The sequence below is a fragment of the Mesorhizobium sp. CA16 genome, from assembly GCF_020165175.1.
In the GTDB taxonomy this organism is placed as follows: Bacteria; Pseudomonadota; Alphaproteobacteria; order Rhizobiales; family Rhizobiaceae; genus Mesorhizobium.
Genome location: NZ_JAIUHP010000033.1, coordinates 22,862 through 33,714 on the forward strand (window position 1 = coordinate 22,862; position 10,853 = coordinate 33,714).

The 10,853-nt window shown below is 65.0% G+C and carries 8 protein-coding genes; all 8 read right to left on the reverse strand.

The window, feature by feature from the left end; all coding sequences use genetic code 11:
- Positions 1-72: 72 nt before the first annotated feature.
- Positions 73-723, reverse strand: coding sequence for a 4'-phosphopantetheinyl transferase (locus tag LB525_RS27685; RefSeq protein ID WP_224549567.1), 651 nt, complete (start codon positions 721-723; stop codon positions 73-75).
- A complete protein-coding gene (locus LB525_RS27690; RefSeq protein ID WP_224549569.1) occupies positions 720-1,199 on the reverse strand; it encodes a GNAT family N-acetyltransferase in 480 nt (159 codons plus the stop codon). The genes LB525_RS27685 and LB525_RS27690 overlap by 4 nt, the downstream gene beginning before the upstream one ends.
- Positions 1,196-5,209 (reverse strand): Pls/PosA family non-ribosomal peptide synthetase, encoded by a 4,014-nt coding sequence (locus LB525_RS27695; RefSeq protein ID WP_224549571.1) that lies wholly within the window; start codon positions 5,207-5,209, stop codon positions 1,196-1,198. Before LB525_RS27695 ends, LB525_RS27690 begins: the two co-directional genes overlap by 4 nt.
- Positions 5,210-5,523: 314 nt before the next feature.
- The gene (locus LB525_RS27700; protein ID WP_224549573.1) at positions 5,524-6,411 is read right to left on the reverse strand and encodes an RNA polymerase sigma factor; all 888 of its coding nucleotides are present in this window, start codon (positions 6,409-6,411) and stop codon (positions 5,524-5,526) included.
- 41 nt (positions 6,412-6,452) lie between these two features.
- Positions 6,453-6,773 carry a hypothetical protein gene (locus LB525_RS27705; protein WP_224549575.1) on the reverse strand — a complete coding sequence of 107 codons (321 nt, stop codon included), beginning with the start codon at positions 6,771-6,773 and terminating at the stop codon, positions 6,453-6,455.
- Positions 6,774-6,868: 95 nt separating this feature from the next.
- On the reverse strand, positions 6,869-7,834 hold the full coding sequence (locus tag LB525_RS27710) for a ketopantoate reductase family protein (RefSeq protein WP_224549577.1): 966 nt from the start codon (positions 7,832-7,834) through the stop codon (positions 6,869-6,871).
- 96 nt (positions 7,835-7,930) lie between these two features.
- A complete protein-coding gene (locus tag LB525_RS27715) occupies positions 7,931-9,586 on the reverse strand; it encodes an FAD-binding dehydrogenase (RefSeq protein ID WP_224549579.1) in 1,656 nt (551 codons plus the stop codon).
- A 40-nt stretch (positions 9,587-9,626) separates the two neighbouring features.
- Positions 9,627-10,613 (reverse strand): Gfo/Idh/MocA family protein, encoded by a 987-nt coding sequence (locus LB525_RS27720; protein ID WP_224549581.1) that lies wholly within the window; start codon positions 10,611-10,613, stop codon positions 9,627-9,629.
- Positions 10,614-10,853 lie beyond the last annotated feature (240 nt).

Sequence of the window (10,853 nt, forward strand, 5' to 3'; positions counted from 1 at the left end):
CAGTTCGAATCTTCGGACGCTATTCGTCGTTCAAACGCCCACCCTGAAATGTCAGGGCAGGGCAGGGCGCGCCTATGCCGGGTAAGCCAGCGCCAGGATTCTGGGCGAGATGGTGAAGCGCACGGTCAACCGATTGCCCGATGAAGTGACCGCCTCGCCCGAGGTGAGATCGACGGCGATGTCCTCAAAGCCCAGCACGCGGCCGTCGAGCGGAAACGAGGCCTTGTAGACCGCCTCCTTGATCGCAAACAGAATGCGGCTGCCTATACCGGAATCAAGATCGCCCAGGCGGTCCTGCGGCGTTGCCACCATGCCTTGGAGGTCGCGCGGCAGGGGCAGGGCAGGCTCAATGTCGACGCCCACGCTTCTCATCGCGTCGGATCGCGCGGCGACTGCCACGGCAAGTTCGTCGTCATGCGCGATTGAACCGACGATCCCTGCAGGCCAGATCGGGTTTCCCAATTGGCTCCGCAAGACGGCGAGATCCGCACAGCTCAGGCGCCGCAGCAATTCATGCGCGACCTGACGGCCTGCTCCAGTGGCGGCGCGCGCCCTCTGTTCGCGCGTGACGATGGAAGCGCCTTCCGCCGGCAGGATGTATTGCTCGTCGCCGGCACGAATAAGACGGCAGCCGGTGACGAGGCCGGGCTGCGCGAGGCCGGCCAGCGCCTGCTCGACGGCGCTCTCGACGTCCGGTCGCGCGTCGTCCGGCCGTGTGATCACTTGCTGCTCAATTGGAGCACGGCAATCATCTCGCCATCCTCGTCCAGTTCCGTCTCGACGAAACCGAAGCCGGCATAGAGCCGGCGCGCCGCCTCGTTGTCCGGTTCGTAGCAGATCGAGACGCGGCGTATGTGGCCGAGCTGCGCGATCTCCTCCAGCACCCGGGCAACCGCGGCACGGCCGAGGCCCTTGCCCTGTTCGCGGCGGTCGATCATGAAACGATAGATGATCGCCTCGTCATCGTCCTCCGGAGCGCTGTACATCAGGAATCCGACGACGCGCCCGGCCGCGACGACAGCGCGGGCGGTGGCCTCGTCATCCTCCCCGGCCTCTTCCAGCGAGTCGACATTTGAAGCGATGAAGCCTTGCTGCTCGGGCGTCAGCTCGAGCGCCAGGATCGCCGCCCGGTTATCTTCGCCGACGGGACGCAGGACAACCGGGCGGTCGCCTGTCCGCGCGTCGGCGGCACGCTTCACTGTTTCTGCCCGATCTTGATCGCGCGCGCGTCGATCGGCGTCACCACGCCATAGAGCTTCGCCGGGTTGCCGCGCCACACGGTGTTGGGCTCCAGCACTTCGCCCTTCATGACGAAGCAATCGAGGTCCGCCACGGATCCCTCGCCCATTGCCACGGCGTAGTGGACGAAGGCGGCGGGGGCGAGCGTGCAGCCATTGCCGATGCGGATGTAGTCGGACTTGAACGCGCCTTCCTCCAGCGAATGCGCCTGGATGACGCAGCCCTCGTTGAGCGTCGCGTCGTCGCCGATCTCCACCAGCGACCGCTCGGTGATGATGCTTCCCCCGTCATAGACGCGCCGCCCGACCTTAACGCCCACCAGACGCAGGAGCAGCGGCCTGAACGGGGTGCCGGTGAACAGGCCCATGATCGGCGAATCGGACAGTTTCCAATGGCGTTCGTGCCGCCAGAAGACCGGGTCGTAGATCGTCGCCATCCTGGGCTTCAGCCGGCGGAAACCGAGGCTGACGCGTTCCAGGAAGACATAGAACGGAATGCCGATCGCCGTGGTCAGCACCACCGCCACGAACAGCGCCGTCTGCTCCCATTCGTTGTAGTAGTTGAGCGCCCTGTCCCAGATAGCGAGCGTCAGGAACAGGATCAGCCACTGCGCGGCCAAGAACAGCAGCGCGGTGACCAGATTGTGGAGGTTCTTCAGCGGCAGCCGGCGGCGGCGCTCCTCATCGGAGATCAATCCGAGCAGCTCCTTGTCGCGATTGACCATGCGCGGGATTTCAAAGGGCGGCGACCCCAGCAGCCCGACATTCTCGCGCAAGGGACCATCGACCGGTACATGCACCTTGGTTCCGAGCAGGCAATTGTCGCCGGTGCGGGAATCCGGCGAATAGATGATGTTGTTGCCGAAGAAGTTGCGCTCGCCGATGCGCGTGTGCTCGAGGCGGAAGGAATTGGCGGACTTCTGCATGTTGACCATGAACAGGCCGTCGGACACCATGGTTTCCGAACCGATCTCGCTGAGCTGCGGGTTTTCATGCCGCTGGTTGGTGCCGAAATTCGACCCGGTCTGGTTCACCTTGTTCAGCCGCCAGCCGATGGCGCGCAAATAGTAGACGATGGCTGAGCTGTCGCCGAACAGCACATTCAGCAGCCGCACGTTGCTGACCAGCTCCAGCATCGATTGCAGCCAGTAGTGGAAGCCGTAGAGCGAATAGTCCCGGCCGGGCTTCAGCATGAGGTTGAACAGCCGCGGCACGATGGCCGCCAGCAGCACGCCGCCGATGACGAAGCCCGCCACCGTCACCGTGGTGCCGATCGCCACGATGCCGATGGTCTCCTGATAGTCGTCGCCGACATTCTCCCAGTAGGTGTGGAACAGAAGCGGGAACGGCGTGACGATGGCGAAGAGGATGAAGAGCTGGATCGCCTCGTAGATGATCCGGCGCGCGTGCGACAGCGGCACGTTGGGCACCGTGCAATAGTCCGCCTCGGTCGGGATCGCCGGCGATCCGTGCCAGCGCTCGCCGGCAGGAATCGCCTGTCCGCGATGCAGCGACGAAGCGTGGCCCAGCTGGGCGCCGTCGCCGATGCGGGTGTCGATGTCCAGCGTTGAGCCGACGCCGACGAAAGCGTTGTGGCCGATGTCGAGCGGGCCGGTGTGGATGTAGCCCGCCTGGGCGCGGAAGCCCAGGATCATGGTATCCTTGCGCAGGATCGAATTGTCGCCGATGCTGATCAGGTCGGTGCAGACCGGAACGGACCGGCACTCGATAACGGTGCGGTTGCCGAGCCGGGCGCCGAGCAGGCGCAAATAGAGGCTGTATAGCGGGCTGCCGCGGAACAGCACCACCGGCGCGCTGCGAACCAGCGTCTTGACGACCCAGAAGCGATAATAACGCCAGCCCCAGATCGGGAACGTCTCGGCCTTCCAGCGGCCGACCAGCAGCCATTTGGCGATGATGGCAAAGCCGCTGAGCCCGAAGAAGACGCTGGCGGACAACAGAACGCAGCGCAGATAGAGCTGCACCGGGTCGTCCAGCGCGTCATAGACCCAGTTGAGCCCGTCATTGATCGCCCAGAGCGAGCCATAGCTGTAGAGCGCGTAGAACATGAGCTGCCCAAAGCCCGTGCTCCAATAGGCAAAGCTGGAAGCCCGATGCGTCAGCATCGGCTCGCTCGCGGCAACCGCGGCCATCTGCGGCGCGCGCAGGTGCTCGGCGAGCTTCGCGACCGTGGGATGCAGGTAGACATCGCGCATCGAGGTCGTCGACCAGGCCTTGCGGGAGCGGATGCGCGCGCAGAACCTCGCCATCAACAGCGAGTTCGCGCCGAGGTCGTCGAAGAAGTGGTCTTCGATGGAGATGTCCTCGAATTTCAGCACATCCTGCAGCGTGTCGACCAGAAACCTCTCGTCCTCGTTGCGCGGGTCGATCATCGCATGGCCGGCCGCGACGCGCGCGCTGGTCGGCTTTGGCAGCTTTCTCAGGTCGACCTTGTTGGAGACGGTCATCGGGATCGCGGGCAGCTGCTCCAGATAGGCCGGAACCATGTAGTCGGGCAGCCGCTGCTTGAGTTCCCGCACGAGCGTGGTGCGATCCACACTGTCGCCGCCGCTCCTGGGGGCGTAATAGGCGACCAGTTCCGTGCGCTCGGGCTCGATCTCCCACGTCGTGACCGCCGCCTGCGCGATACCCGGCTGTTCCAGCAGCACGGCCTCGATCTCGCCCAGCTCGATGCGGTAGCCGCGGATTTTCACCTGCGTGTCGATGCGGCCGTGGTATTCGATCTCGCCCTTGTCGTTGATGCGGCCGAGATCGCCCGTCCGGTAGATGCGGCCGCTGGGATTGTTCGGCAGGCCGATGAAATCCTTGATGAATCGCTGCTCGGTGAGTTCCGGCCGGTTGAGATAGCCTACCGCCACGCCCATGCCGCCGATGCAGATCTCGCCCAGCTGATCACCGGTCAGCACTTTCGGCTTTTCGGGGTCGAGAATGGCTATCGAATAGGTGGGCAGCGGCCTGCCGATGGTCACCGCTTCGTCCGGCGTCAGCAAGCCCATGGTGGCGGTGACCGTCGCCTCGGTCGGGCCATAGGTGTTCAGGATCTGGCGGCCGGGCTTCGCCCAGCGCACCACGAGCTTTTGCGAGCAGGCTTCGCCGCCGACCAGGATCGTGCGCAGGCTGGGCGCGTCGCTCTCGATCGACGACAAAAGTGTCGGGCTGCAAGCCATGCAGGTGATGTGATGCTCGCGCAGGAAGCTGGCCAGCTCCTCGCCCACGAGGGGCTGCTGGCCGGGCGCCGGCACGATCGTGGCGCCGGCGGCAAAAGGCACCCAGATCTCCTCCGAGGAGAAGTCGAAAGCGATGGTCATGCCCTGATACACGCGGTCGCCCGGCTGGTAACCGTAGGATGCCGCGGCGACGCGGATGAAATTGCAGAAGCTCTGATGCGTGATGACCACGCCTTTCGGCTTGCCCGTGGTGCCGGACGTGTAGAGAATGTAGCAGGTCTGGTCCTGGCTACCCTCCGGCAGGGGCGCCGTTTCCGGCTTGAGAGCGATTTCGGATTCCGCCGAGTCGATCGAGATATGCGGAACCGGCAGGCGCGCGACGCGCGCGGCATAACCGGAGACGCTGATCACCATCGTGACATTGGCGTCCTCGATGATCATCACCATGCGATCTTCGGGGAAGGCGGTGGCTAGAGGGACGAAGGCCGCCCCGGCCTTCATCACGGCAAGGATGGCGATATAGGTTTCGGCCGAGCGGTCCAGCAAAAGGCCCACCCTGTCGCCTGGCCTCACGCCGCGCTCGATCAGCAGATGCGCGAACTGGTTGGCGCGGCTGTTCAGCTCGCGATATGACCAGGGCCGGCCGCCGGAAATCACCGCCGGTGCTGCGTCGAAGCGGCTCGCCAGATCGCCGAAGAAGCGGTTAAGCCTCTCATGCGGCTCACCCTTATGGATGAAATCGGGGCCGATCAGAATCTGATCGCGCGGTGGCGATTCCGTCACGACTTTGGCTTTGGGCGCGTTTTTCTTGGCGGGTTTGCTTGCTTCATTCAGAGACATTGGAACACCCGCGAGCTCGTGATGGCTCGCACTATGCCGTGATTGGCGAAAAGACAATTGGCTGACGATGACGGGCCAGTTGATTTGCCTTTGCGGCGGATTTGAGATGGCGTTCCGATCGGCAATTCATGCCACGTGACGTTCACGATGATGTGACGGAGCGCCGATCGCCCCCGCGAAGGCGTATCGTTTTGCGCGCGCTCTGCGGGATCATCTCCGCAGGCAGCGGCTCGATCAGCTCGCGGATGCGTCGCAGCTCAATCGGTAAGGAAGCAGACATCCGCCTCGACGAGGCAATAAGGGACGTGCCGGAAATCGCGGATGCGCACGACCTCATCGCCGCGCCAGTCGATCAGCATGAAGCCGCGCACCGCATCGTGCGCCTGCGGGTTGCGGATCAGGATCGCCGGCTGGCCGTCGACGAAGCCGAGCGACAGCGCCCAGTCGCCGAGGCGGTCGTAATTGCCGAAATAGGTCGAGGCTTCCTTCTTGCCGTTGAGGCGGGCGCGATTGAGGACGTCGACCTGGATGTCCTCGGCGATCAGCGTCCTGACCCCGTCGAAGTCGCGTGCGTTGAACAGGTCGATGTAGCGGCGCAGCCGGCGCTCTTCTTCGGGATCGAGCCTCAGCACCGCCACGTCGTCCGGTGCCGAGGCCAGTGCCTTCAGCTCCGCCCGGCCGCGATGCAGCGCCGCCTTGGTGGCGGCTAAAGTCGCGCCCGTAACCTCGCAGGTTTCATGCAGGCTGAGGCCGAGCACATCGACCAGGATCACGGCGCTGCGCTGCGCCAGCGTGAGCCGCATGAAGCTGCGCAGGCTCGCCGCCGCCGCCAGTCTCGCCCCGGCGTCGGCGGAGAGATCTTCTATTTCGGTCATGTCGGCCTCGGTCATGCGCGAGCGCTCCCGCAGGCGGCGGCGCAGATGATCCTGCGCCGCATTATGGGCGATGCGGAACAGCCACTGCTCGGGACGCTCGACCGTGGCACCGCCATCGTGAGCAGCCAGCGCCTTCACCACCGCCTCCTGCACGATGTCCTCGCCCTCGATCGCCGAGCCGGCCATGCGGGCGGCATAGCGGTGCAGCTTCGGGCGCAGCCCGACAAGCATGGATTCGAGTTCCGCGCGGTCGAATTTCGCTGCGCTCATCGTCCTCATTCTCGCCTCGCCGATTACATGCCGTGCCCTGGTCAGGCCGGCACGGCTTCATCTGCCCCGGCCAGCATACGATAGTCGCCGACGATCTTCGCCGGCGACCTGGCAAGCGGCGTCGAACGTCGCGCGGCATGATCGGCGCCGAAGGCCTTGAACGCGTCGAGCTCGGTCAGCGCCGAGCTATCCTTGTCGTAGCCGACGATGTGGACGAACTCGCCATTCTCCAGTTCGAGCACCAGATAGCGCAAGGTTTGCGGCTGCGTTTCATCCAGCGCCTCGAACACTTTTGCCACCAGCGCCCGGTTCTCGGCGATGCTTGCGTCTTTCACGCCGTAGCGGATGAGATTGTAGGTCATGGTCGTCTCCTGTTTGCGATCTGCGTGAGGAAGACGTTCCATGGCCTCCAAAGGATTCCCGGGCCGGGTCTTATCTTTTTGATCGTCTGCGGCGATCAGCCGGTTCCGCCGATCATGGAGACGATCGTGTCGTCGCCGGCCGATTGCGGCCGCATCCGGCCGCTGGCCAACTCGACCGACAGTTTGCATAGGGCTGAGTTGACGGGCGTCGCCATGCCGTGCAGCCGCCCGAGAAGCACGATCTCGCCGTTGAGGAAGTCGGTTTCGAGGGAGCCGGTCCCGCGCACGATGCTCTGCAGCGTCGAGGAGCCGACACGCGTTCGGCCGGGGATGGCGGTTATGGTCAATTCCTCGCGCGCCATGGCGTCGGTCTTGTCCCAGTCGATCCCGGCGGCGGTGAGCACCGCCTCGGCTTCGGCGCGCGCCTTGGCATACCATTTCCGCTGCAGCTCGGTCTCGCCCAGCGCCGCGTCGATGATGTTGCGAAGGTTGGCGAGCAGCTTGCGGTACTTGCTGCTCATCACATTGTCCCTGGGGTCGGCGATGAAACCGGAGGCGCTCAGAACCCCGCATAGTTTCTCGACTGTGTCGTCGATTCCGGAAGGATAGCGGCCGATATCGAAGGCGCCGATCTTGGGCGCGAAATAGGCCGCGACCTGACCGGGCGTGTCGTAATCGGCCGGCAGCATGACCGTCGCGCCATAGACATTGGCGAAGAAACGCAAGGCCAGCGCCTCGTTGGCGACGCCGTTCTGGAAGCAGCACACCGGCTGCGCCGTGACACCGGCGGCGTTGAGCCGTTGCAGCGCCCCGAGCGTATCAGGCGTTTTCATCGTCAGCAGCACGACATCGTCTGGCTCGAAGGAAATCTCCCACGGGTCGGCATGGGCGGGAAAGCGCGCGGTCCCTGTGCCTTGCGGGGTGGAAAGCGACAGTCCCGAGGCGCGGATGGCGTCGAGCTGCCTGCCGCGGGCGATGCCGAGCACCGTGTGGCCTGAAAAACTCAGCTGGGCCGCGATGGCGCCGCCGACGGCGCCGATTCCATAGACGATGATGCGCATGCTGTTCCCGTCATGATTGGAGTTGGGACTTCAGTCGAGCTGACCGAAAAAGCCTACAGCGTTGTCGCCGAGGCGGCGACCATCCGCGCCCTCCGTTCACGCAATCGTGGCCGCTGCCGCCCGCCCCGCGCTGCGCCCCGAGAAAATGCAGCCGCCGAGGAAGGTGCCTTCCAGCGCCGCATAGCCATGCACGCCGCCGCCGCCGAAGCCGGCGACCTCGCCCACCGCATAAAGCCCCGGCACCGGCTGGCCGGCGGCATTGAGCACGCGGCTATCGAGGTCGGTCTGCAGCCCGCCCAGCGTCTTGCGGGTCAGGATGTTGAGGCGCACCGCGATCAGCGGGCCGTTCGCCGGATCGAGCATCTTGTGCGGCTTGGCGGTGCGGATCAGCCTGTCACCGAGATAGGAGCGCGCACCGCGCAGCGCGGTGATCTGCGCATCCTTGGAGAACGGATTGTCGAGCTGCCTGTCGCGGGCGCGGATCTCGCGCTCGACCTGGGCGACGTCCAGCAGCGGCTCGCCGCCGGCCAGCGCGTTCATGCGCGCCACCAGCCTGGAAAGATCGGCCTCGACGATGAAATCCTCGCCCTTTTCCATGAACGCCTTCACCGGGCCGGGAATTCCTGACGTCGCGCGGCCCAGCACCTGCCGCCAGCTTTTGCCGGTGAGGTCCGGGTTCTGCTCGGAGCCCGACAGCGCGAACTCCTTCTGGATGATCTTCTTGGTCAGGATGAACCAGGAATAGTCAAAGCCGGTGCTCACGATGTGGCTGAGCGTGCCCAGCGTGTCGAAGCCCGGATAGAGCGGCGCCGGCAGCCTTTTGCCGCGCGCGTCGAGCCAAATCGAGGAGGGGCCGGGCAGGATGCGGATCGCGTGCTCGGTCCAGATCGGCGCCCAGTTCCTGATGCCCTCGACATAGTGCCACATGCGGTCGCGGTTGATGACCCTTCCGCCGGCCGCCTCGGTGATCGCCAGCATGCGGCCGTCGACATGATCCGGCACGCCGGTGATCATCCGCTTCGGCGGCGCGCCCAGCCGCTGTGGCCAGTTCTGGCGCACCAGATCGTGGTTGCCGCCGATGCCGCCGGAGGCGACGATCACCGCTTGCGCGTGAAGCTCGAACGCGCCGGTCGCGGCGCGCGCGCTCTTGCGGCCGCGCTCGACGCTGCTCGGTTCCAGCACATCGCCGCGCACGCCGGTTACCGTCTTGCCGCTGCGGATGATCTCGTTGACCCGGTGGCGGAACCTGAACTCGACCAGCCCGCGCTTCTGCGCCTCGCGCACGCGCAGCACGAAGGGCTCGAGCACGCCGGGCCCGGTGCCCCAGGTGATGTGGAAGCGCGGCACCGAATTGCCGTGGCCGACGGCATTGCCGCCGCCGCGCTCGGCCCAGCCGACCACGGGGAAGAATTTCATGCCCCGCTCGATCAGCCAGGAGCGCTTCTCGCCGGCGGCGAAGCCGACATAGGCCTCCGCCCATTTGCGCGGCCAGAAATCCTCCGGCCTGTCGAAGGCGGCGGTGCCCATCCAGTCCTCGAGCGCGAGGTCGTGGGAATCGCGGATGCGCATGCGCCGCTGCTCCGGCGAATCGACCAGGAACAGCCCGCCGAACGACCAGAAAGCCTGGCCGCCCAGCGACTGTTCCGGCTCCTGGTCGACGATGATGATTTTCTTGCCGGCCTCCGCCAACTCCGTCGCGGCGACGAGGCCGGCCAGCCCCGCGCCGACAATGATCACGTCCGCGTCAGCCATTTTCCCTCCCAGAATTAGCCGGCAAACTTATTGCAAAGCCTCAGACGGGCTCCCAGCCGTCTTTGTCACCGGCGCGGAAGATGGCGTCGATGACTTTCTGGTTGAGCACCGATTCCTCCAGCGTGAAGACGCGGTCCTTGCCGCCTTGGGCGGCGCGCACGAAGGCTTCGCACTCCAGCCGGTATTGCTGCGTGCCTGGGAAGCGGAACACCTGCGCCTCGCTGTGGTTCTGGTTGTGCAACTCGATGCGGTGGTGGTCGTAGAGCCCGGCATTGAACGGGGCGAAGACCTCGATGAAGCCCTTCTCGCCGTGGAATACCATCACCTGCCGCGCCGCCATCTGCGTCGACAGGTAGAAGGACAGCTCGAAATCGCCGAAATCGGCGCGGATCGAGGAATAGATGTCGGTGCCGAAAGTCTTGTCGCGCTCGATCGTCGCCTGCACCCGCAGCGGCTCCTTGCCGGTCGAAAAGCGCGTCGACACGGTCGGATAGACGCCGATGTCGGGCAGCGCGCCGCCGCCGAGATCGAGCTGGTTGCGCATGTTCTTGGGGTCGACATTGTAATAGGAAAACGCGCCCTGCACATGGCGCAGCCGACCGATGGCGCCGCTGGCGATCAGGTCGCGCACCTTGATCCATTGCGGGTGGTAGACGACCATGAAGGCCTCGCAGACCATCACCTTCTTCTCGTCGCGCAGCCTGATCAGCGGCGGAATGTCCTTGGCGTCGAGCGCCAGAGGCTTCTCGACCAGCACATGTTTTCCGGCCTCGATCGCCTTTGCCGTCCATTCGACATGCTGAGAGGTGGGCAGCGGAATGTAGACGCCGTCGACCTCCTTGGAGGCGAGCAGGTCCTCATAGGAGCCGAAAGCATGACGGGCGCCGAAACGCTCGCCCAGTGCCTTGGCTTTCGACAAGTCGCGGCTGGCGATCGCCGACAGGATGCCGTTCTCCGACTCCACGATTGCCGGCAAAAGCTGCTCGCGGCCGATCTTCGCCGTCGACAGAACACCCCATCGGAACATCACGCTTCTCCGTGTCGGTTTACAGGCGACGAGGTTTGCCTGAAATCGGCGGAAAAGCCAATGCGTGAGGCGGCGCGCCCTTCCTCGCCCCACGCAGTGGGTTACGGCATGCATCAATTTCCAAGCGGCTGGCCTTTGGCGATAGCGTGCATGGCAGCTTGGAGCATGCATTGTCTTATGTAGCGCTGGTCGACCCCCACTCCGTCTCGGCTTCGCCGAGCCACCTCTCCCCCGATCGAC